A 23,598-nucleotide genomic window follows, 5' to 3' on the forward strand; every position below is an offset into this window, starting at 1 on the left:
AATGAGTTGGTATTGGGTAGTATTACTAGTCATTGCAGCACTCGTAGCAGGTGTTGCTCTCGGATTCTTTATCGCTCGAAAATATATGATGAAGTACTTAAAAGAAAATCCACCTATCAACGAGCAAATGCTCCGTACATTAATGATGCAAATGGGACAAAAACCGTCACAAAAGAAAATCAACCAAATGATGCGTGCGATGAATAATCAAATGGATAAATAATCACTCATAAGTGTGATCTCAATAAAGCATCGACATAAAATCACTGATTTATGAACAATGAATCAGTGATTTTTGTTGTTTTATGATTTCTATTGTGTAAGAATGAGTGAGTCACTACTCTAAGATGTCGTTTAATTGTCATATTCATTTTTTGTTTCAGGACCATTGATTTGGTAAAATATAGACAGCTTATGAAATTTGGGGGTTTTTTAATGGCGGATATTAATGTGTTTATTGCGTTTGGGGCAGGCTTTTTATCATTTATTTCACCTTGTGTTTTGCCTTTATACCCAGCATTTTTATCATATATTACTGGTATGAGTGTTTCTGAACTGACGGATGACAATAAAATGTTAAATCGAAAAAGTCTATTACATACGATCTTTTTCTTACTCGGTTTCTCAAGTATATTTATTATGCTCGGTTTTGCAACTTCTGCTATTTCCGAGTTCTTAATAACATATCAAGACATTATTAGACAAATAGGGGCCTTATTAATTATTTTCTTCGGTCTTGTGATCGTTGGTATTTTTAATTTTGAATTCCTCATGAAGGATAAAAAAATCACATTTAAGAATAAGCCAGCCGGTTACTTCGGTTCATTTATTATTGGAATGGCCTTTTCACTCGGCTGGACACCATGTACTGGACCTATACTAGCGATTGTTTTATCTCTGGCAGCTACCCAACCTCAATTAGGAATGGTCATGATGATAAGTTATGTACTCGGTTTTTCTTTACCATTCTTAATCTTGTCGTTCTTCATTGGGAAGATGAATTGGATTAAAAAACATAATCAAAAAATAGTAAAAATTGGTGGTTATATCATGATCTTCATGGGAGTTGCTTTATTCTTTGATTGGATGACGAAGCTGACCTCCTACCTTTCAAGTTTGTTTAATTTTTCAGGTTTTTAATCATACAACTCCCATGCTACTACAGTGTAGGAGTTGTTCTTTTTACAGTGCCCATTATATAATGCAAATTACAATTGAACTATGATAAACTATAATCTAGTACTACTTGTGAAAGGGACGTTTCGTATGTACAAACCAAACAATATCATTTTAAGAACTACAACATCATTAATCGCTTTCATTTTATTAGGTTTTGCCATATACTTATTACTTGCTGGTCATAATTCACCAGGAGGTGGCTTTGTTGGAGGGTTAGTCACATCAGCTTCAGTTATTCTCCTATATATGGCATATGGCCGCGATACAGTAAACAGTATGTTGCCGATTAATTTTCGTTTATTAATTCCTGTTGGTTTATTATTAGCCCTTTTAACAGGATTAGGTGCATTATTCTTTGGGTTTCCTTTTTTAACACATACATTCGGCTCTATACATGTCCCAATATTTGGCGATATTGAACTTGCAACAGCAATGTTGTTTGATTTGGGAGTGTATTTTACAGTTTTAGGTTCAACGATTACGATTATTATTAATATAGCCGATGATAGAGAAGCGACATCAGGATAATGTAGTGGAAATATGGGGGGGAAATCTATGGTGAGTATTTTAATCGTTGATGATGCGAAATTCATCCGGTTAACACTCACTAATATTTTAGAAAACGAAAATCATCATGTAATAGGAGAGGCAGAAGGTGGTGAAGAGGCTGTTCGATTCGATAATATGAAAAGCTAACCCCTGATCTTGTTTTTATGGATATCACGATGCCGGTCATGAATGGTGTCGAAGCAACAAAAAAGATAATTAATCAAGATCCAAATGCAGTCATCATTATGTGTTCGGCAATGAGTCAACATAAAGTTGTCGTTAGTGCGATTGAAGCAGGTGCGAAAGATTTTATCGTTAAACCGTTTGATGAAAATAGGGTTTTGGAAACCGTTCAACAATTTATATAAAGAAGCGTTGAATTGAAAAGAGTGGTTTGTCATGTTTTGGATTATTGCTAGTACGGTTGTAGCTGCCTTCATGGCTACAACGATGATATTCGTACGACTTAAGGCATCACAACAACCTGCTTCCGTTAAAAAAATTATTTTACCTCCTATTTTTATGAGTACAGGAGCATTCATGTTTATCTTTCCTGTTTTTAGAGTTTCTTGGTCTCAAGTATTGGAAGCTTTAGTTGTTGGGATGATCTTTTCTATTTTTTTAATTAAAACATCTCGATTTGAAATAAAAGACAATGAGATATACTTAATACCTTCCAAGGCTTTTGTCTTCATATTATTCGGTTTACTTGCTGTTCGATTATTAGCGAAAACATATTTAGGGACAAAAGTATCACTTGGAGAAACGAGTGGCATGTTTTTTCTATTAGCTTTTGGGATGATTGCTACATGGCGCATCGCAATGCTTATAAAATATAAAAAGTTAGAAACAAAGTTAAATGAAAAAATGTCACTCGATTAAAAAAATGCGCTATAGAAAGCGCATTTTTATTTATATCGTTCTTGCCAATTTGGAGCGTAATCTTCCTTAGCCATATGAAAAAGAGGCTCATAAGGTGTGATGTCGATATTTTTTTCACGTAGTCGCTTACGTAGGAAACGGTGATCCCGTTTAGGCGTTGCCACAATATATCCTTCAATTATAAGTTCTTGACTAATTTTATCTTTGTTTTTTTTAAGTGCGATTTCTCCTATTTTACTAGCAATTTTGTGACGAGCGACATCTCTAAAAAGTTCTGGTACAGGTGAAACGAGTTCTTCCAAGAAATCTATTTCTGGTTGCTCCCACATATGTTTTGTTTTATTCATATAATATACTTCCCAATCCATATCGGACTTTCCATCCGCTTTCGGAAGCTGTTTTAAAAACTTTCGAAACATGAAGAAGCCACCGATTGCCATCGTCCCAATTAAAAAAAACCCCCAAAAAATGAGTATATAATTCATAATACCTGACATTTTACCACCCTTTTATTATATTGCATACATATTTTGATTTATATATTTATTTATTAATTCAATTATAGTATATTACTAATAAACAAATGTTTTAAAAAGGAAATAATAACAAGAATACGCTACACCATTATTATAGAGAATGATGATAGATAAAAACAAGTAACAGCTATCCCTTTATTAAAATGAAAAAAGGAGGTAACAAATTGTCAGAGCACCATTATGAACTAGGTAAAGAAAAAGCGCTTACTTTGAGTCGCAAAGGAAACGACCTTTCATATATAAATTGGATTGAACTTATTAGTCATACATATGATGTGATATCGATATGGGATCAAGATGGACATTTGTTATTTGTATCAGATGCACATAAACAAGTGTTAGGATATAATGATTCAGAGCTTAAGATGAAATCATGGAGATATTTTTTGCCGAAAGACGAAGCAAAACGCATCTTACGTGCATATAAAGATAAAGATGAACATCTTCAACAATTTGAAATTCGAGTTCGTCATTCTAAAGGTCATTATGTCTGGTGTGAAGCACGTATAATGAAATGTTTTATTAAGGAGAGAAAATGCTCCTATTTTATTGCTATTACTAGAGATATTACAGAACGTAAAGAAGTCCATCGTTTGATGTCACATTCTGAAAAAATGGCAATAGCAGGACAATTAGCGGCTGGAATCGTCCACGAAATTCGGAATCCATTAACATCACTTAAAGGTTTCTTACAACTTATCCAGTCTGGAATAGCTCAGAAGGATATTTATTTTAATATATTAATAGATGAGATTGAAAAAATTGAACTCATCACCTCAGAATTGCTCTACATTTCAAAGCCTACTACAAATCGTGTTCAATGTGAATCAATCAATTCCATGCTTTATGAAGTAGTAGAATTACTTAAACCACAAGCGAACTTACAACAAATATCAATAGAAATACATATTGCCGAAGAAAATATAATGATTACATGTGATCGTTCCCAAATAAAACAAGTATTTATCAACCTAATTAAAAATGCAATAGAAGCAATGGATGATAAAGGCTTAATTAAAATTTTAGTAAAACGACAAAGTAAACAAATCATTGTTGATATTATTGATGAAGGTATAGGTATTAACAAAGAACATATTGATCGTTTAGAAGATGCTTTTTTTACAACAAAGGATAATGGAACTGGATTAGGACTAGTCATCACGAAGCAAATTTTAGAAAGACATCATGCTAAATTACTAGTATTTCAAAATAAAGATAGAGGGAGTACGTTTCGTATTGTTTTTTAATCATATTTGAATTGATTATTAACAACATATAAATATGTCATATTATATAAGGAAAAGTTATCATGATAAATAAGTTTTTAATATCAGGTAGTAGGCTTGTTTCATTTGTCTTATCATAATATATGATTTAATATAGAAGTAGAGAAGTGTTTAATGATAGAATACTTCCTACGCTTTAGTAAAGGAAGGAAAAGATTTTCTTAAAATAAAGAGATAGAAAATCGATTCTTCCCTTTTTTATGGTTTGTAATTGATAAAGAGAACAAGAAAGGGGAAAATGAAAATGGCTAAGTACAATGCAAAAAAGCAGTTTGAGCTTAATGGTAAAACGTATAACTATTACAAGTTAAAAGCACTTGAAGAAGCCAATATTGGTAAAATTTCTCGTTTACCTTATTCTATTCGTGTATTACTAGAATCATTGCTCAGACAATATGATGGCCACGTGATTGATGATCAACATGTAGAAAGTTTAGCAAAATGGGGTCAAAGTGATGGAAGTACAGTCGATGTTCCATTCAAACCATCCCGAGTTATTTTACAAGACTTTACAGGTGTACCAGCTGTAGTTGACCTTGCTTCATTACGTAAAGCAATGGTTGATATGGGAGGCAAGCCAGATAGTATTAATCCTGAAGTACCAGTAGATCTTGTCATTGACCACTCTGTACAAGTCGATGAATATGGTACACCGAACGCGTTACAAGCAAATATGGAATTAGAATTCAAACGTAATGCTGAACGTTATGAGTTCTTACATTGGGCCCAAAAGGCATTTGATAATTATCGTGCGGTTCCACCAGCAACAGGTATCGTGCACCAAGTTAACTTAGAGTATTTAGCTAATGTTGTTCACGGTGTTGAAAATGAGAACGGTGAGTATGAAGCATATCCAGATACATTAGTCGGTACAGACTCACATACAACGATGATTAACGGATTAGGCGTTCTAGGATGGGGTGTTGGTGGTATTGAGGCAGAAGCTGGTATGTTAGGACAACCATCATATTTCCCGGCACCGGATGTCATTGGTGTTAAGTTCACAGGAGAATTTCCACAAGGAACAACAGCTACTGACTTAGCACTAAAAGTAACACAAGTTCTTCGTGAGAAAAATGTTGTTGGTAAATTTGTTGAATTCTTTGGACCTAGTTTAAGTGATATGCCTTTAGCTGACAGGGCTACAATCTCTAATATGGCACCAGAGTACGGTGCAACATGCGGATTCTTCCCTGTTGATGAGGAAGTGTTGAATTATTTACGCTTAACAGGCCGTAGTGAGGAACAAATTAAGTTAGTTGAAACATACTGTAAAACAAACGATTTATGGTATTCACCAGACCATGAGGAGCCTGAATATACAGAAGTTGTAGAAATCAACCTTTCTGAATTAGAACCAAACTTATCTGGACCAAAACGCCCGCAAGATTTAATTCCTTTAACAAAAATGAAAGAAGAATTTAATAAAGCGATTACCGCTCCACTAGGCAATCAAGGCTTTGGTTTAGATGAATCAGAATTTGAAAAGGAAGTAACAATTAATCATCCAGATGGTAGCACATCTGTTATGAAAACAGGATCTGTAGCAATTGCAGCTATCACATCATGTACAAATACTTCCAATCCATATGTTATGCTCGGAGCAGGCTTGCTAGCTAAAAATGCGGTAGAAAAAGGATTACAAGTACCGACATATGTTAAAACATCATTAGCGCCTGGTTCAAAAGTTGTTACACGTTATTTAGAAGACGCTGGACTTACAAAGTACTTAGATGAACTCGGATTTAATACAGTTGGTTATGGATGTACAACTTGTATTGGTAACTCTGGACCATTACGTCCTGAGATTGAACGAGCCATCCAAGAAAATGACTTAACAGTTGCATCCGTACTTTCAGGTAACCGTAACTTTGAAGGGCGTATTCACCAACACGTAAAAGCTAACTACTTAGCATCGCCACCACTAGTCGTTGCTTATGCATTAGCAGGTACAGTTGATATTAACTTAACAGAAGATCCACTCGGTAAAAATGCAGACGGAGAAGATGTGTACTTAAAGGATATATGGCCATCCATGCAAGATATTAAAGAGGCTGTCGAATCCGTAGTTGTACCAGAGATTTTCCGCAAAGAATATGAAACAGTTTTCGATAGTAATGAGAAGTGGAATGAAATCGAAACGACAGATGAACCACTATTTGAGTGGGATAGCGAATCAACTTATATTCAAAATCCGCCATTCTTTGAAGGGTTATCAAAAGAAGCTGGTAAAGTTGAGCCATTAACAGGCCTACGTGTACTTGGTAAATTCGGCGACTCTGTAACAACTGACCATATTTCACCAGCTGGTGCAATTGCAAAAGATATGCCAGCAGGGAAATATTTACAAGAAAAAGGTGTGACACCACGTAACTTTAACTCATATGGTTCACGTCGTGGAAACCATGAAGTCATGATGCGAGGAACATTTGCGAATATCCGTATTCGTAATCAAATTGCACCAGGAACAGAAGGCGGTTATACAACTTATTGGCCAACAGAAGAAGTCATGCCAATTTATGATGCAGCTATGAAGTACAAAGAAGATGACACAGGCTTAGTTGTACTTGCTGGTAAAGATTATGGAATGGGTTCATCTCGTGACTGGGCTGCTAAAGGTACGAACTTACTCGGTGTCAAAACAGTTATTGCCGAAAGTTATGAGCGTATCCACCGTTCAAACTTAGTTATGATGGGCGTGTTACCACTACAATTTGAAAAAGGTCAAAACGCTGATAAATTAGGCTTAACAGGTAAAGAAATATTTAACGTTGAAATTGATGAAAATGTTAAACCACATGATCTTGTTAACGTCACAGCCGTTGATGAAAATGGAAAGGAAACGACATTTAAAGCAATTGTACGCTTCGATAGTAGTGTAGAAATCGATTACTACCGTCATGGTGGAATCCTACAAATGGTATTACGTCAAAAGTTAAATAAGTAAAACGAGCTTAACGCTAAGTGACTCTCACGTGTTAGAGTAAACAGAGTGAACATCAACATAATTTAAGTGGTCTTAGATCTATTATTTAAAGAGCTAAGACCGCTTTTTCATTCTTTATAGTTTTTCAAAACTTAAACTTATCAATATAATATTTATTTATTATTTTGAAGCTCGTTATAGCGCTTTATTTTTTCGACAGTTTCATGAACAAAGTCGCAAATACTTTACTCTCTAAAATAATCGCGTAAAATAGGTTATAGATTAATTTAGATAAGGGAGTTCATAGAATGAATAAACGCATCTTTGGTGTCATACTACTACTTGTGTTAGGTGGTATTTTTGCCTATAATGCTTTTATAAAAAACGATGATCCAACTTCATCAAATAATCAAATGGATCAAGGTGGCGTCATTATGCCTGAAGAAGCAGCAGGTATTGCTGTCGGGGAGCAAGCACCAGATTTTGAACTATCTACACTAGAAGGGGAAAAGATTAGATTATCTGATTTAGAAGGACAAAAAGTTATATTGAACTTTTGGGCCTCTTGGTGTCCACCATGTAAAAAGGAAATGCCAGAAATGCAATCCTTTTATGAAGCATACCATGAAGAAATCGTCATATTAGCTGTTAACACTGCTGAAAAAAACCCAGATAACGCAAAAAAATTTGTAGAAGAAAATGGTTTTACATTTCCCATCTTAATTGATGATGATTCGAAAATAGGCGGCGATATATATAAAGCATTAGCGTTGCCTACAACGTACTTTATCGGGACCGATGGAAAAATCCAACTTGAACGAAAAATTGGGCCAATGACGTTTGATGAAATGGTTGATATTAAGAACAAACTGAAATGAATGTTAAAAAAGCATCGTCTCGTCTTAGACGATGCTTTTCTATATGTGTTATCTCCAATGAATAACGATTAAATTTAAGGATAAAGTATACATGTATCAACATCTTAAAGGAGGATTTAATGATGAATGATAAGCGCCCAAAACCAGATGATCGCTCTGATAATGTTGAGAAGTTACAACAAATGGTACATGACACAATCGAAAATATTCATGCATCGAAAGAAACATTAGAAAATGTAACGGGTGAGGAGAGAGAACAAATTATGGCAAAAAATGCGCGTCGAAAACAAGCGATAAAAGGAATGCGTGAAGAAATAAAAGACGAATATGAGCATGATAGAGATCAGTAAATGTATCATTGAGAACATATCCGTGCTAATAGCCAAATTAGAAAAAAGAGTTCAGTTCATTATAGAACTGGACTCTTTTAATTCATAACGAAGTCTTAACATATTTTTTATCATGAATCGTTTATTTTACTATATATACAGCGATAGAACATGATTCCTACTTCAGTAAATCTTCTTACAAAGCCATTTGTTATGACATTGATTCCAATGAATTGAATATGATAAACTACTTTTAAATGGCTTAAGTGAGGAGGAAACATATGAAAACGACGACACCAATAGAAGTTAGATATCAAGAAACAGATCAAATGGGCGTTGTTTACCATGCAAATTATTTAGTATGGTTTGAAATAGGTCGGACAAAATTTATTGAATCTCTCGGTTTTTGTTATGCTGATATGGAAAAAGACGGAGTTGTCTCCCCAGTTACGAATGCTCAAATAAGTTTTAAAAAACCTATTCGCTATGGTGAAAAGGTGTTAATTGAAACATGGCTAGACCATTATGATGGCTTAAGAACTGTATATGGTTATCACATTTTAAATGAAGTAGATGAAATAGCTGTTAGTGGTAAAACAGAACATGTAATCGTTAAAAAGGAAAATTTCCGGCCACTATCCGTTAGAAAAGCTTTTCCAGATTGGCATGAAGCGTATATGAGCGCTTTAGAAAAAACAGGTGATGTATAATGGCCTTTGGAATTAATCGTCAAGAACTAAAAATGTGGAAAGACTGCGTTATTAAAGGGAATATCTGTTTCTTAACACATTATTGGCAAGATGCACGATTCCCTCATGCATATACCGTTACAAAAGTTGGCTGTTACGATATCGAGAAATTAATTCAATGGGGACAGCGTTATGATTTAAAACCAGAATGGATCGATCAACGCAATACATATCCACATTTTGATTTATTTGGAGAACGCCAACGTGACATCTTAATAAAAGAAAAACAATGGGAGCAACTGAAGAGGTTCCGATTGCTTTAAAAAAACAGGCGATAGATGCCTGTTTTTTTAAAGAGATGATTGTTAATTTATTTTATTATAAATAAAAACGGGTTCATTTCGCTTATTATCGAAATCAACAATTAAATCTTTATCCTCAAAATACCAAGCGTCACTTTCTTCAACATAATATGTGATGCCGTTGAGTTGGACTGTAGCATGTGGTTGATATGGCTCATCCTGTTTAATCGCTAATGAAAAACCAGGTACATTCCCCACGCCCCCATATCTTACGAAAAATCTTAAACAACTATTTTTATCCATTTCTAATTCTGTTTCATACCAAGTTGCTGCAGCTTCAGTGATGTGTAGTTTCATCAGACATGACCCCTTTACGGTGTTTTTGTTTTTTCTCAGGAACGAAGTCAACACCACCTGGATGGAAAGGATGGCATTTAGCAATTCGTTTTATAGATAAATAACCACCTTTTAAGGCACCGAATCTTTTAATAGCTTCTAAACTATAAGTTGAACATGTTGGATAAAACCGACAGGTCGGTGGTTTTAGAGGACTGATTATTTTTTGATAAAACTCTATTAATTTAATTAGAATAAATTTCATGCGTTTTTTTCCTTTAACTTATCATATGTTAAAGACGCAATTGCATCATGCATGTGAATGGATTCTTCGTTACGGCATGAAACCTTAAATTTCCTAATGTAATCCAATTCATAGAGATCAGCAGCGACTAAACGTACCATATCTTCAACAAAACGTGGGTTTTCATATGCTTGTTCGGTTACCATTTTTTCATCTGGGCGTTTTAACACAGGGTGTAATCTTGCACTTGCATTACTTTCGGCAGCTTCTAATAGCTCTTCTTTCCAATTCATATAGTCATCGATATTGTCATCTATAAAAGAGATTTCCATTGTGACATTGCCACGCTGGTTATGGGCACTATATTCACTAATTTCTTTAGAACATGGACAAAGGGTTGTAACTTGGACTGTCATTCCAGCTGATAATGTATATCCCTCTTTTTGATCATAGTTGACAGTCATCGTGATATCTGCATGGTTCAATCCAGCCAAACGAGACGCTGGACCTCGCCGTTCATAAAACCAAGGGAACTTTACCGATATGGTAGCATCCCTTTGATTTAAACGCTCAGACAACTCTTTTGCAAAATGCTTTAATGAATTAAAGTTAGCAACAAATCCTCGCTCATGATAAGCTTGTAATTGTTCCATAAAACGGCTCATATTCGTTCCTTTGCTTGTTTGTTTAATCGATGATGTGAAAGTGAACTGAGCTACAGTCGTTTGCTCTTGAGGAGATAATTGGCTCGTGACTGTTATGGGATGCTTAACACGATCAATACCGACAGCGTCAAGTTCAAATAAAAAATCTTTTTTCATATTTTGAATATCAGTCATTTGACATTTATCTACAGGTTTTGTTTTCGGGCCTGGTTTTACTGAACCAAATAGTTTAAGTCTTTCTTCTTTATGAGGTAGTTGTTTTTTTTCAATAAGATCTACATGTTTTTCCATTATAAGTCCCTTTCTTATATTAAAAATGAATCATATTTTTACTCTAAAGTATACTGAACTCATTTGGTTTATTCAAACAAACAAGACTAAAAATGAGTTATTACATCCACTTTATTTTTGGTTCTGTTTTATTCTTTATTCGTTTAATATTTTCTCTATGACGAATAAAAACAAAAATAGTTAGGAAGGAAGTAATCATGATTAATCCAGTATCTTTCATAATAATTGTTACAATCACTGTTACTACACCTGTTATCATTGAAGAAAGTGAGACATATTTTGTTAAATAAAGTGTTAAAAGAAAAGAAGCAATCATAATTAGGAATAAAATCGGCTGAATACCTAATATAATACCGGCAGATGTAGCGACGGCTTTACCACCTTTGAATTTAGCGAATATAGGATATGTATGACCTAATACGGCAAACACACCAATTATTAATCGGTAGACATCAGCATCAAATAAAAGTGGTAAAAGCGTTGCGCCTGTTCCTTTTAAAATATCAGCTATTGTGACGATCGTTCCTGCTTTTATACCTAAAACACGAAAAGTATTCGTTGCACCCATGTTCCCACTACCATGTTCTCGAATATCTATGTTATATCTTAACTTTCCAATAATAAGTGCAGAGGGAATTGAACCTAATAAATAAGCAACCAAGCCAAAGATTATGTATTCCATATGTACTTTCCTACTTTCGTTTATTATCTCTTATCCTTTATTTTACCATGAACAGGGATATGAATGAATAAAATATTTCCAATATGTCATGAGACGTTCATTCTTAGATGTGGACCTTACAGTGCTTTGTAACCTATGATAGAATAAAATAAAGCATGTTATTAGGAGGATATATAATGAGTTGGAAAAATCCAGAAAACGAAGAGATAAAACATATTTTAGAAAAAGCGAAAACAATAGCTGTCGTCGGGCTATCTAATAATCCAGAACGTACGTCTTATCAAATTGCTAAAGCGATGCAAGATGCGGGATATAAAATCATTCCTGTAAATCCTATGGTTGATGAAGTTCTAGGCGAAAAAGCTTATTCATCTTTAACAGAGATTGAAGAAGACTTTGATCTAATTAATGTATTTCGCCGTTCTGAATTTCTACCAGAGATTGCTAAAGAAGCAGCCCAAACAAAATGTAATGTTTTTTGGGCTCAACAAGGTATTATAAATGAAGAAGCATATAACTATTTAAAACAAAAAGGATTTACAGTTATTATGGACATGTGTATTAAGGTAGCCCATTCTGTACTAGTTAAATAAAGATTATCTCAAAGCAAAAGGGTGGCCTACTTGTCACCCTTTTACTTTAGTCTATGAAATAATTATAGTATACTAAAACAAGTTTATGAGACGACTATAAATAAGAGCGCTAGTTCTATAGTAGAAGTGATTCGAGGATGAAAGGGGTTCGATGGAATATGAACAAGGATCCTCAACAATATACAGACGATTCGATTCAAATATTGGAAGGGTTAGATGCAGTTAGGAAACGTCCTGGTATGTATGTTGGAAGTACGGATATAAGAGGTTTACATCATCTTGTATTTGAAATCATGGATAACGCAGTAGATGAAGCATTGGCAGGTTATGGAGACATCATCCGTGTCACTATACATAAAGATGAGAGCATTTCAGTAGAAGATGAAGGAAGAGGTATTCCAGCTGGGATGCACCATACAGGAAAACCGACGCTTGAAGTCATCTTTACGGTGTTACATGCAGGTGGAAAATTTGGCCAAGGTGGCTATAAAACAAGTGGCGGATTACACGGAGTTGGTGCATCTGTCGTAAACGCTTTATCAGAATGGATGGAGGTCACAACCTATCGAGATGGTCAAATATATCATCAGCGATTTGAAAAAGGTGGTCATCCTGTTAAACCTCCTGAAAACAAAGGAAAAACACGTAAAACGGGTTCAATCATCCATTTTAAACCTGATCCAGACATATTTTCAACAACTTCGTTTCAATCTGAAATGATTAAAGAAAGACTCAGAGAAGCAGCATTTTTATTAAAAGGTCTGAAATTAGTTTTTACTGATTTAAGAACAGATGAACAGCAAACGTTTCATTATCCTGATGGTTTAAAGGCTTTCGTTCATTATTTAAACGAAGAAAAGGACGTGCTTCATGAGGTTGTTTCATTTGAAGGCGAACATCAAGGTATAGAAGTTGATTTTGCGTTTCAATTTAATGATGGCTTTGCAGAAAGCATGCTATCATTCGTGAATCATGTGCGTACGAAAGATGGTGGAACACATGAGTCGGGTGCAAGAGCGGCCATTACTCGTATATTTAATGATCATGCACGAAAAATCGGTGAATTAAAAGAAAAAGACAAAAATCTTGAAGGAACTGATATTCGTGAAGGATTAACGGCGATTGTATCAGTTCGTATCCCAGAGGAAAAACTACAGTTTGAAGGACAGACTAAAGGTAAGTTAGGCACTTCTGAAGCACGTTCTAGCGTAGATGCCATCATTTCAGAGCAACTCTCTTTCTTTTTAGAAGAAAATCCAAAAATTGCTCAATTATTAATTAAAAAATCGCTTCGTGCTCGTGACGCTAGAGAAGCAGCAAGAAAAGCAAGAGAAGAAGCACGTTCAGGTAAAAAACGTCGCCGTCGTGATAGTATTTTAAGTGGTAAATTAACGCCAGCTCAATCAAGAAACCCTAAGAGAAATGAATTATATCTCGTAGAGGGCGATTCTGCGGGTGGCTCTGCAAAGCAAGGACGAGATCGAAAGTTTCAAGCGATTCTTCCGTTGAGAGGGAAAGTCATCAATACCGAGAAAGCAAAATTAGAAGATATTCTTAAAAATGAAGAAATCTCAACAATTATTCATACAATCGGTGCTGGTGTTGGTGGCGACTTTAATATTGATGATATTCAATACGATAAGATTATTATTATGACGGATGCTGATACGGACGGTGCCCATATTCAAGTGTTACTCTTAACGTTTTTTTACCGTTATATGCGACCGTTAATTGAAGCTGGGCATGTATATTTAGCGTTACCGCCTTTATATAAGATTGCTAAGGGGCGAGGCAAAAAAGAAAAAGTTATCTATGCATGGGATGAGGCTGGATTAAATGATGCGATTAAACAATTTAAAGATGGTTATACGATTCAACGCTATAAAGGTTTAGGAGAAATGAATGCCGAACAATTGTGGGAGACAACGATGAATCCCGAATCAAGAACATTAATTCGTGTGACAATAGATGATTTAGCACGTGCGGAAAGAAGAGTAACGACATTGATGGGGAACAAAGTTGCTCCTAGACGTAAATGGATTGAAGACAATGTAGAATTTGGGCTTGAAGAAGAGGGTAGTATTTTAGAAAACGAACATATTCATACTGTATGATAGGGGGGCTATCATTTGACACAATCGGAGACATTTTTAGATCTATCATTAGAAGAAGTGATGAGCGATCGATTTGGAAGATATAGTAAATATATTATTCAAGACCGCGCTCTCCCAGATGTAAGAGATGGTTTAAAACCAGTACAAAGACGAATCTTGTATGCGATGTATAAAGATCGTAATACACATGATAAAAATTATCGTAAAGCAGCTAAGACGGTAGGTACGGTTATCGGTAATTACCACCCACATGGCGACACGTCTGTTTATGATGCCATGGTGCGTCTTAGTCAAGATTGGAAAATGCGCAATATCCTAATTGAAATGCATGGTAATAACGGAAGTATTGATGGTGATCCTCCTGCGGCGATGCGTTATACCGAAACACGTTTATCAAATATCGCATCGGAATTATTAAGAGAGATAGAGAAAGATACGGTTGATTTTATCCCTAATTTTGACGACACATCAGAAGAACCTACTGTATTACCTGCTAAATTCCCTAATTTACTTGTCAATGGCTCAACTGGTATTTCAGCTGGTTATGCTACGGACATTCCGCCACATAACTTAGAAGAAGTGATAGACGCTGTTATTATGAAAATTGATCATCCGAATGCAAGTGTAGAGAAATTAATGACTGTCATAGAAGGACCTGATTTTCCTACTGGTGGTATTATTCAAGGTATCGACGGGATTAAAAAAGCCTATGAAACAGGTAAAGGAAAAGTCATTGTTCGTGGGAAAGCAGAAATCGTTCAAATACGTGGTAATCGTGAACAAATTGTGATTGATGAAATACCATATGATGTCAATAAGGCGAACTTAGTAAAAAGAATCGATGAACTTCGCTTAGATAGAAAAGTAGAAGGTATCGTTGAAGTACGTGATGAGACAGATCGAACAGGACTTCGCATCGTTATCGAACTAAGAAAAGGTGCAAATAGTGAAGGGATCTTGAATTATTTATATAAACATACAGATTTACAAGTAACCTATCATTTTAATATGGTGGCTATACAAGATAAAACACCGAAACAATTGTCATTACCACAACTATTAGATGCCTATATTCAGCATCAAAAAGAGGTCGTTACGCGGCAAACATCTTATGAGTTAAGAAAATCGAAAGAACGTGCACATATTGTAGAAGGATTAATTAAAGCCGTATCCATATTAGATGAGTTAATCGCTGTTATTCGTGCTTCTAACAATAAACAAGATGCAAAAAGTAACATCATGAAAACATTCGACTTTACTGAACAACAAGCAGAAGCGATTGTGACATTACAGCTCTATCGCTTAACAAATACTGACATCGTTTCTTTGGAAGAAGAAGCTAAAGAATTACAAAAAAAGATCACATATTACGAAAGCATCTTAAACAGTGAAAAAAAATTACTTCAGACGATAAAAAAAGATTTAAGGCGGTTAAAAAAATTATATAAAAGTGCTAGAAGAACGACGATTGAAAAGAAAATAGAAGAATTAAAAATCGATATAGAAGTTACTGTTCCTAGTGAAGATACAATCGTATCTGTCACACGTGACGGCTATATTAAGCGAACGAGTCTTCGTTCATATTCGGCATCAAATGGTGAGGATTTTCCCATTAAAGATGAAGACCATATCGTTTCACTTATTGAAGTGAACACGACTGATGACTTGTTGCTATTTACGAATAAGGGGAATTATTTGTACATTCCTGTTCATAAAATACCTGATATTCGCTGGAAAGAAATCGGACAACACGTATCAAATATCGTCACACTAGAAGAAGGTGATGATGAAATCGTCACATCTATACCAATAAGAGAGTTTAATAAGGGTGAATTCTTAATTTTTATAACTGAACAAGGAATGATTAAGAAAAGCCAACTTGATTTATATAAGGCACAACGATATACTCGGAGCTTAATCGCGTTAAATTTAAATGATGGTGATCAAGTGATCAATGTGTTTAAAACAGATGGAAATGAGGACATATTTATCTCAACCAATGTAGGGTATGGTCTCTGGTTTCACGAATCGGAACTAACGCCAATTGGTGTAAGGGCAAGAGGGGTAAAATCCATTGACTTAAAAGAAGGTGAAAAAGTCATTTCGGGTCAAGCATTTACACCTGATCAGACACCATTTTTAATTGCGGTGACACAACGCGGAGCATGTAAACGTATGACAATTGATCAGTTTGAGCGTACAACGAGAGCACGGCGTGGCGTTCCGATGTTAAGAGAACTGAAAAATAAACCACATCGTATAAAAGGGTTGTATCTCGTTAAAGAATCAGATGTTCTAAAATTTACAACGACAAAAGGTATAGAACGAGATATTCATCCATTCGAATTACCAATAAGTGAACGACAAAGTAATGGATCATTTATCATTGATTCAGATAATGATGGAGAAATAACAGATGTCTGGATCAAGCAAACAGAGCCAATACCTGTTTTTAAGGATGACAAATCTTAAAGTTAAAAAGAACTGAGACAAAACAATAACGATCATCGCGTGAGCTTGAATCGTTAAATGATTTGTCTCGGTCTTTTTTGTTAAATCACTCTTGTATAATCTGAAAAATGTGATAAGATATTAGCAAAGATTGAAGGGAGGGTATAAAATTTCTGAATTAAAAAATGAAATTATTCAAACGTCGTTAACACTTTTTGACAAGTATGGTTTCCATGGAGTAAGTGTTAATAAAATAGTCAGTGAAGTTGGGACATCAAAAGGGGGATTTTATCATTATTTTTCTTCAAAAGACGAAGTGCTTTATTTAATACATGATGAATTTATTTCATATGCTCTTAAAAAAGCATATGAAAGCTTTCATAAACATAAAAGTCCAACAAATAAACTTCGTGATATCATTAATAACTTTGTAAAAGTATTTGATTTGTATCATGCACATATTACCGTCTTTTATCAAGAACAAATCTACTTACCTAATCCCTATGAGATGATGATAAAAAAGAAAAGAGACCAATTTAGAGATATTATTATTAAAACGATACAACTAGGTGTTGAATCTGATGAATTTCGTAAAGAGCTTCATCCAGTTATTACAGCAATGGCAATACTTGGAATGGTAAACTGGATTTATAGATGGTATCGAAAAGACGGTAAGAAATCAATTGAAGAAATTGCTCAATATTATGAAGATATGATTATTCATGCGGTCATTAAATAATACTTTCAAATGTAAGCACTTACAAAGTCATTTTTGTTGATGCGAATTATTTTTTAATATCAACAGACCAATCAGTCTGTTATAACATGCTATGAAAAGGAGGGTTTAACATCTATGAATTTTGAACTGACACGTGAGCAAACAATGATTAAAAAAATGGTACGAGAATTTGCTGAAGAAGTAATCCAACCTGAAGCGATTCAAATTGATCAAGAAGCGAAGTTCCCTAAGCATATCTTCAAACAAATGGGTGAACTCGGGTTAATGGGGATCCCTTTCCCAGAAAAATATGGTGGTTCTGGGGGTGATACGATTTCCTATGCGATTGCCGCTGAAGAAATTGCTAGAGTATGTGCTAGCACTGGACTTAGTTATGCAGCCAATGTCTCATTAGGAGCAAGTCCAATCTATTATTTTGGTACTGAAGAACAAAAAGAAACATATTTAGTCCCAATGGCTAGTGGAAAAACACTTGGAGCATTCGGCTTAACTGAACCAAATGCTGGCTCAGATGCAGGCGGGACAAGGACAACGGCTACATTAGATGGAGATGAATACGTGATTAATGGGGAAAAATGTTTTATTACAAATGCTAGTTTTGCTCAAACAATTATCGTAACAGCCGTTACGGGAAAAGATAAACATGGAAAAAACATAATCTCTGCAATGATTGTTCCAACCAATCGTGAGGGATTAACGATTACGAGTCATTACGATAAAATGGGTGTTCGTGGTTCAGATACAGCAGAAGTCGTTTTAGATCACGTAAGGGTTCCGAAAGATTATTTATTAGGTGATCCACAAAAGGGGTTTAAACAATTTTTATACACATTAGATGGGGGCAGGATATCGATTGCAGCGTTAGGAGTAGGTATTGCTCAAGCAGCTTTAGACAAAGCATTGGCATATGCGAAAGAACGAACGCAATTTGGTCAATCGATATCGAAGTTTCAAGCGATTCAATTTAAGTTAGCAGATATGGCAATGGAGGTTGAACTCGCAAGACAGATGGTTTATAAGGCCGCATGGTTAAAAGATCAAAATAAACCATTTACGAAGGAAGCGGCTTTTGCAAAACTTTTTGCGACAGAAACAGCTGTCCGGTCTGCTAATCAAGCTATACAGATTCATGGGGGATATGGATATATGAGAGAATATGAGGTTGAGAGGTATTTACGTGATGCTAAATTGTTAGAAATCGGTGAGGGGACATCAGAAATTCAACGCTTAGTCATTGCAAGACAATTAGGATGTTAAAGGAAGTGATACCATGATTAAAAAAGTATTAATTGCTAATCGTGGGGAAATAGCCGCACGTATTATTCGTTCAGCTAAACAATTAGGAATAAAAACGGTTGCTGTTTTTTCTGAGGTGGATGAAAATAGTCCTTTTGTTCAGATGGCTGATGAAAGTTACCTTTTAGGTCCTGCACGAGTGAATGAAAGTTACTTAAATATAGATAAAATCATCGAGATTGCAAAGGAATATAGAGCAGATGCCATTCATCCAGGTTACGGGTTTTTAAGTGAGAATCATTTATTTGCAGAGAAATGTGAAAAAGAAGGTATCATATTTGTCGGTCCGAATAGTCAGGTTCTAAAACAAATGGGAAGTAAAATTGAAGCACGGAAGATAATGAAAGAAGCAGGTGTACCTGTTGTTCCTGGATCAATAGAAGCATTAGATACTATTGATGAAGCTAAAGCATTTGCTAAGGAAATTGGTTATCCAGTTATGTTAAAAGCCTCACTCGGTGGCGGCGGTATCGGGATGCAAGTTGTTCAGTCAGATGAAGAGTTGGAAAATGTTTTTCTTGATAATCAACAACGTGCCAAACAATTCTTTGGTGATGGTTCGATGTTTATCGAGAAGAAGATCGATGATGCTCGTCATATCGAGGTACAAATTTTAGCAGATCAACATGGAAATGTGATGCACTTATTTGAACGAGAATGTTCAATCCAACGCCGGAACCAGAAGGTGATAGAAGAAGCCCCATCATCTTTTATTTCGGAAGCAACCCGAGAAAAAATGGGGGAAGCAGCGATTCGTGCAGCAAAAGCTGTTGATTATACAAATGTTGGTACAGTTGAATTTTTAGTCGATAGTGAGGAAAACTTTTACTTTATAGAAATGAATGCACGTATTCAAGTTGAGCATCCGATTACAGAAGAAGTAACAGGTGTTGATTTAGTTAAAGAACAACTGCTTATTGCTAGTGGGAATCCATTGTCTTTAAATAAAAATGACATCAAGATAAAAGGTCACGCTATTGAGACACGTATTTATGCAGAAGATCCTGAGCGTTTTTTCCCATCTCCTGGACAGATTACGCGTTTAGATTTACCAGAAGGTGAACATATACGACATGAATTAGGTGTTTCTAGCTCTTTTCAAGTCACGCCATTCTATGATCCGATGATTGCTAAACTCATTGTGTCTGGAGCATCACGAGAGGAAGCGATTGAAAGAATGAAAGATGCTTTAAACAATTATCATATTGATGGAATTAAAACAAATATACCGATGTTAAAAACGATTATTGAACATGATCAATTCAAAAAAGGAAATACAAAAATTTCATTTGTTGATGAGTATTATTTACCTATGTTAAAAAAATAAAGGAGGATAAACATGAAAGAAATTACAGCGAATATGGCAGGAAGTGTTTGGAAGGTATTGGTTCAAGAAGGAGAACAAGTTGAGATTGATCAAGATGTTGTTATTTTAGAATCTATGAAAATGGAAATTCCAATTGCTACAGAAGATGATGGGATCGTAAAAGAGATTAAAGTTAAAGAAGGTGATTTTGTCAATGAAGGTGATGTGTTAGTAACGTTAGAATAATGCAGGAGGTGTGCCATATGACTCATTTAATAAAATGTGATGTGATCGATCATGTAGCTCTATTAACATTAAATCGTGAAGCTTCACGAAATGCTTTATCACAGCAATTATTGTATGAATTAGCCGAACAAATTGAAAAGATTGATCATAACAAAGAAATTTATTGTACAGTGATTACTGGAGCAGGCGATCGAGCGTTCTGTGCAGGAGCAGATTTAAAAGAACGACGTGGTATGTCAGATACAGAAGTTATTCAAGCCGTTAAACAGATCGGTAAGACAGTTCAACGTATCGAATTGATGAAAATGCCTGTCATCGCAGCAATAAACGGTGCAGCTTTCGGTGGTGGATTAGAATTAGCATTAGCCTGTGATATTCGGATAGCTAAAGAAGGAGTAAAAATGGGATTAACAGAAACATCTTTGGCTATCATCCCTGGTGCTGGCGGAACACAACGGCTTTCCCGTTTAGTTGGTATAGGAAAAGCAAAGGAACTCATTTTTACCGCTCAACCTATGACAGCTTCTGAAGCTTTAGAAATCGGTCTTGTGGAGCAATTGACAACAGATGATGTTGTTGATAAAGCTTTAGAGATGGCCCAAACAATTGCTAATAATGGCCCGATTGCACTAGAGCAAGCGAAACGTGCGATTCAATTAGGTGCTGAGACAGACTTAACCACGGGTTTAAGTATAGAATATCTTTGTTATGAAAAAACAATTCCTACTGAAGATCGTCAAGAAGGTTTATTAGCCTTTAAAGAAAAACGGAAGCCAATTTATTACGGTAAATAGGGGGAATGATATGACATGACATACGTCGACGTATTACAAGAACGTATTAAACAGATAAAAAAAGGCGGAAAAGAAAAATATCATCAACGCAATGCCGAAAAAGGGAAGCTTTTTGCAAGAAAGCGACTCGAACTTTTATTTGATGATGGTGTCGATGTGGAAGATGCCTTTTTTGCTAACTGTATGGATGATGAATTACCATCTGATGGTGTTGTAACTGGAATTGGGAAAGTGAATGGTCAAGATGTTTGTGTCATGGCAAATGATTCAACAGTAAAAGCAGGTTCATGGGGGAAAAGAACGGTCGAAAAAATACTCCGCATTCAAGAAACGGCGATGAAATTAGAAATACCTATGCTTTATCTTGTTGACTCAGCTGGTGCTCGTATTACAGATCAAATTGAAATGTTTCCAGGCCGAAGAGGTGCAGGTCGAATTTTTCATAATCAAATAAAAATGTCTGGTCGTGTGCCACAAGTTTGTTTATTATTTGGTCCATCTGCAGCTGGGGGTGCATATATTCCAGCTTTCTGTGATATCGTCGTTATGGTTGAGGGTAACGCATCGATGTATCTTGGATCACCACGTATGGCCGAGAAGGTTATCGGTGAAAAAGTAACGTTAGAAGAAATGGGAGGTGCAAGAATGCATTGTACAGTTTCAGGCTGTGGTGATGTATTAGCGAAAACAGAAGAAGAAGCAATTGACTATGCGCGGAAATATTTAACCTATTTCCCTGCTAATTTTCGCCATAAACCACCTGTCCTTGAAGGAAAAGCGATCAAGGAAATGGAAAAATCGATTACTGATATTATTCCTGTCAATCAGAATGCACCATTCAATATGTATCATTTAATCGACAAGTTAATTGATGAAGACAGTTTCTTAGAAATCAAGAAACGTTTTGCTCCAGAATTAATTACTGGTCTGGCACGATTAAATGGGCAAACGATTGGTATTATCGCTAATCAACCACGCGTAAAGGGTGGGGTTCTTTTTCCAGATTCCGCAGATAAATCAGCGAAATTTGTTCAGCTATGCGACGCATTTAACATTCCTTTACTATTTTTAGTCGATGTCCCTGGCTTCATGATTGGTACACAAGTAGAACGACAAGGTATCATTCGTCACGGTGCAAAAATGTTAGCAACAATGAGTGAAGCAACTGTGCCTAAAATTTCCGTCATTGTTAGAAAAGCATACGGTGCTGGTCTATACGCGATGGCTGGACCTGCCTTTGAGCCAGACGCTTGTTTGGCTCTACCGACTGCACAAATTGCTGTTATGGGTCCAGAGGCAGCTGTTAATGCTGTTTATGCAAATAAAATTGCGGAGTTACCTGAAGAAGAGCGGAGTGAATTTGTGAAAGAAAAACAAGAAGAATACCGAAACGATATTGATATATATCGTCTTGCTAGTGATATGGTTGTTGACGCTGTTGTTGATCCGAATCATTTGAGAGAGGAATTGATTAAACGTTATCGCGTATATCATCATAAAAACGTTACCTTTACAGAACGAAAACACGGTGTTTATCCAGTTTGATTAAAAGACCGCCTCGAAAGAAAAAAGGGGCGGTTTTTCGTTTATCTATTGTAAAAAATAATAATTTCAACAAAATAAGACAACTTAATACAAATATTACTCATTTAATGATACATTGAGATTGTTAAAGTTGTTTTTAGATTGGATTTAAGGGGGAATTATGATGGATGATCGAACATTTCGAGATACAATGGGGAAATTTGCAACTGGAATAACTGTTGTGACGATGAAAGATGATACAGGTGAAATTTCAGGCATGACTGTTAATGCATTTATGTCAGTCTCTTTACAACCGAAATTAATCGCCATTTCGATTGGTGAGAATGCAAGTTTATTCAAGCAATTTGTTAAATCAAAGCAAATTGGTATCAGTGTTTTAAGTGAAGAACAAAAAAATTATTCGATGATATTCTCAAGACAAAAAGAGAAAGATTGCGATATTCCATATATTGATTTAGCCGGAGCTCCTGTCATTAAAGATGCTTTAGCGACAATTAGCTGCCAAATAACTGATTCATTTAAAGCGGGAGACCATACGATATTTATTGCTGAAGTGATTGACTTAGCAAAAAGGGAAGGACAGCCTCTTTTATATTTCGGTGGAGATTACCGAACAATTAATAAAAATGATTAAACGAATGATCCCCGATTCTTTAATAAATGGGGATTTTTATGTTAAATAGTACAAATCTCTATAACATTAATATAGTAGATAACGCGTTTAAGTTTACGTATAATGA

25 protein-coding genes and 1 pseudogene are annotated in these 23,598 nt (G+C 35.4%); 21 read left to right on the plus strand and 5 right to left on the minus strand.

What is annotated here, in order from left to right; translation table 11 throughout:
* Position 1 precedes the first annotated feature (1 nt).
* The 5 genes and pseudogenes from HNQ35_RS05675 to HNQ35_RS05695 all read left to right on the plus strand — a co-directional run bounded on the left by HNQ35_RS05675 (position 2) and on the right by HNQ35_RS05695 (position 2,610).
* Entirely contained in the window at positions 2-223 is a 222-nt protein-coding gene (locus HNQ35_RS05675; RefSeq protein WP_146935852.1) for a YneF family protein, read from the plus strand.
* A gap of 212 nt (positions 224-435) precedes the next feature.
* Positions 436-1,140 (plus strand): cytochrome c biogenesis CcdA family protein, encoded by a 705-nt coding sequence (locus HNQ35_RS05680; RefSeq protein WP_146935854.1) that lies wholly within the window; start codon positions 436-438, stop codon positions 1,138-1,140.
* 126 nt (positions 1,141-1,266) lie between these two features.
* Positions 1,267-1,707 (plus strand): Na(+)/H(+) antiporter subunit B, encoded by a 441-nt coding sequence (locus HNQ35_RS05685; protein WP_146935856.1) that lies wholly within the window; start codon positions 1,267-1,269, stop codon positions 1,705-1,707.
* 27 nt (positions 1,708-1,734) lie between these two features.
* Positions 1,735-2,096: pseudogene (locus tag HNQ35_RS05690) on the plus strand (response regulator).
* Between the two features lie 31 nt (positions 2,097-2,127).
* On the plus strand, positions 2,128-2,610 hold the full coding sequence (locus HNQ35_RS05695) for a CcdC family protein (protein ID WP_146935858.1): 483 nt from the start codon (positions 2,128-2,130) through the stop codon (positions 2,608-2,610).
* A 26-nt stretch (positions 2,611-2,636) separates the two neighbouring features.
* On the opposite strand, the gene HNQ35_RS05700 is transcribed toward HNQ35_RS05695, so the two are convergent.
* A complete protein-coding gene (locus tag HNQ35_RS05700) occupies positions 2,637-3,107 on the minus strand; it encodes a DUF2621 family protein (RefSeq protein WP_246118039.1) in 471 nt (156 codons plus the stop codon).
* 203 nt (positions 3,108-3,310) lie between these two features.
* On the opposite strand from HNQ35_RS05700, the gene HNQ35_RS05705 reads away from it, so the two are divergent.
* The 6 genes from HNQ35_RS05705 (at position 3,311) to HNQ35_RS05730 (ending at position 9,577) form a co-directional block, all read left to right on the plus strand.
* Positions 3,311-4,393 carry an ATP-binding protein gene (locus HNQ35_RS05705; protein WP_246118040.1) on the plus strand — a complete coding sequence of 361 codons (1,083 nt, stop codon included), beginning with the start codon at positions 3,311-3,313 and terminating at the stop codon, positions 4,391-4,393.
* 283 nt (positions 4,394-4,676) lie between these two features.
* Positions 4,677-7,379, plus strand: coding sequence for an aconitate hydratase AcnA (gene acnA, locus HNQ35_RS05710; protein ID WP_281284179.1), 2,703 nt, complete (start codon positions 4,677-4,679; stop codon positions 7,377-7,379).
* Positions 7,380-7,666: 287 nt separating this feature from the next.
* Positions 7,667-8,236, plus strand: coding sequence for a TlpA family protein disulfide reductase (locus HNQ35_RS05715; RefSeq protein ID WP_146935863.1), 570 nt, complete (start codon positions 7,667-7,669; stop codon positions 8,234-8,236).
* Between the two features lie 122 nt (positions 8,237-8,358).
* The gene (gene tlp / locus HNQ35_RS05720) at positions 8,359-8,586 is read left to right on the plus strand and encodes a small acid-soluble spore protein Tlp (RefSeq protein ID WP_146935865.1); all 228 of its coding nucleotides are present in this window, start codon (positions 8,359-8,361) and stop codon (positions 8,584-8,586) included.
* A gap of 260 nt (positions 8,587-8,846) precedes the next feature.
* Positions 8,847-9,275, plus strand: coding sequence for an acyl-CoA thioesterase (locus HNQ35_RS05725; protein ID WP_146935867.1), 429 nt, complete (start codon positions 8,847-8,849; stop codon positions 9,273-9,275).
* Positions 9,275-9,577 (plus strand): hypothetical protein, encoded by a 303-nt coding sequence (locus HNQ35_RS05730; protein ID WP_146935869.1) that lies wholly within the window; start codon positions 9,275-9,277, stop codon positions 9,575-9,577. The genes HNQ35_RS05725 and HNQ35_RS05730 overlap by 1 nt, the downstream gene beginning before the upstream one ends.
* 42 nt (positions 9,578-9,619) lie before the next feature.
* Here the strand turns inward: HNQ35_RS05730 and HNQ35_RS05735 are convergent, their stop codons facing one another.
* The 4 genes from HNQ35_RS05735 to plsY form a co-directional block, all read right to left on the minus strand.
* Positions 9,620-9,913 (minus strand): HesB/YadR/YfhF family protein, encoded by a 294-nt coding sequence (locus tag HNQ35_RS05735; protein ID WP_146935871.1) that lies wholly within the window; start codon positions 9,911-9,913, stop codon positions 9,620-9,622.
* The gene (yidD, locus tag HNQ35_RS05740) at positions 9,894-10,157 is read right to left on the minus strand and encodes a membrane protein insertion efficiency factor YidD (protein WP_146935873.1); all 264 of its coding nucleotides are present in this window, start codon (positions 10,155-10,157) and stop codon (positions 9,894-9,896) included. Before yidD ends, HNQ35_RS05735 begins: the two co-directional genes overlap by 20 nt.
* A complete protein-coding gene (gene folE2, locus HNQ35_RS05745) occupies positions 10,154-11,092 on the minus strand; it encodes a GTP cyclohydrolase FolE2 (protein ID WP_146935875.1) in 939 nt (312 codons plus the stop codon). The genes yidD and folE2 overlap by 4 nt, the downstream gene beginning before the upstream one ends.
* 100 nt (positions 11,093-11,192) lie before the next feature.
* A complete protein-coding gene (plsY, locus tag HNQ35_RS05750; RefSeq protein WP_146935877.1) occupies positions 11,193-11,774 on the minus strand; it encodes a glycerol-3-phosphate 1-O-acyltransferase PlsY in 582 nt (193 codons plus the stop codon).
* Positions 11,775-11,950: 176 nt separating this feature from the next.
* On the opposite strand from plsY, the gene HNQ35_RS05755 reads away from it, so the two are divergent.
* From HNQ35_RS05755 to HNQ35_RS05800, 10 genes are all read left to right on the plus strand, one after another.
* Complete coding sequence (locus HNQ35_RS05755; RefSeq protein ID WP_146935879.1) at positions 11,951-12,367, plus strand: CoA-binding protein; 417 nt, start codon at positions 11,951-11,953, stop codon at positions 12,365-12,367.
* Positions 12,368-12,525: 158 nt separating this feature from the next.
* Complete coding sequence (gene parE, locus HNQ35_RS05760; protein WP_146935881.1) at positions 12,526-14,481, plus strand: DNA topoisomerase IV subunit B; 1,956 nt, start codon at positions 12,526-12,528, stop codon at positions 14,479-14,481.
* Positions 14,482-14,496: 15 nt separating this feature from the next.
* Positions 14,497-16,953, plus strand: a complete 2,457-nt coding sequence (gene parC / locus HNQ35_RS05765; RefSeq protein WP_146935883.1) for a DNA topoisomerase IV subunit A — start codon at positions 14,497-14,499, stop codon at positions 16,951-16,953.
* 130 nt (positions 16,954-17,083) lie between these two features.
* Positions 17,084-17,671 carry a TetR/AcrR family transcriptional regulator gene (locus HNQ35_RS05770; protein WP_221261428.1) on the plus strand — a complete coding sequence of 196 codons (588 nt, stop codon included), beginning with the start codon at positions 17,084-17,086 and terminating at the stop codon, positions 17,669-17,671.
* 114 nt (positions 17,672-17,785) lie between these two features.
* Positions 17,786-18,928, plus strand: coding sequence for an acyl-CoA dehydrogenase (locus HNQ35_RS05775; RefSeq protein WP_146935885.1), 1,143 nt, complete (start codon positions 17,786-17,788; stop codon positions 18,926-18,928).
* Between the two features lie 13 nt (positions 18,929-18,941).
* The gene (locus HNQ35_RS05780) at positions 18,942-20,294 is read left to right on the plus strand and encodes an acetyl-CoA carboxylase biotin carboxylase subunit (protein ID WP_146935887.1); all 1,353 of its coding nucleotides are present in this window, start codon (positions 18,942-18,944) and stop codon (positions 20,292-20,294) included.
* A gap of 12 nt (positions 20,295-20,306) precedes the next feature.
* A complete protein-coding gene (locus tag HNQ35_RS05785; protein ID WP_146935889.1) occupies positions 20,307-20,519 on the plus strand; it encodes an acetyl-CoA carboxylase biotin carboxyl carrier protein subunit in 213 nt (70 codons plus the stop codon).
* Positions 20,520-20,536: 17 nt separating this feature from the next.
* Positions 20,537-21,313 (plus strand): enoyl-CoA hydratase-related protein, encoded by a 777-nt coding sequence (locus HNQ35_RS05790; protein ID WP_146935890.1) that lies wholly within the window; start codon positions 20,537-20,539, stop codon positions 21,311-21,313.
* A 15-nt stretch (positions 21,314-21,328) separates the two neighbouring features.
* Positions 21,329-22,858 carry an acyl-CoA carboxylase subunit beta gene (locus HNQ35_RS05795; RefSeq protein WP_146935892.1) on the plus strand — a complete coding sequence of 510 codons (1,530 nt, stop codon included), beginning with the start codon at positions 21,329-21,331 and terminating at the stop codon, positions 22,856-22,858.
* Positions 22,859-23,021: 163 nt separating this feature from the next.
* Positions 23,022-23,492 carry a flavin reductase family protein gene (locus HNQ35_RS05800; protein WP_146935894.1) on the plus strand — a complete coding sequence of 157 codons (471 nt, stop codon included), beginning with the start codon at positions 23,022-23,024 and terminating at the stop codon, positions 23,490-23,492.
* The last annotated feature ends 106 nt before the right edge of the window (positions 23,493-23,598 follow it).

The organism is Cerasibacillus quisquiliarum (assembly GCF_014202495.1).
Classification (GTDB): Bacteria; Bacillota; Bacilli; order Bacillales; family Amphibacillaceae; genus Cerasibacillus; species Cerasibacillus quisquiliarum.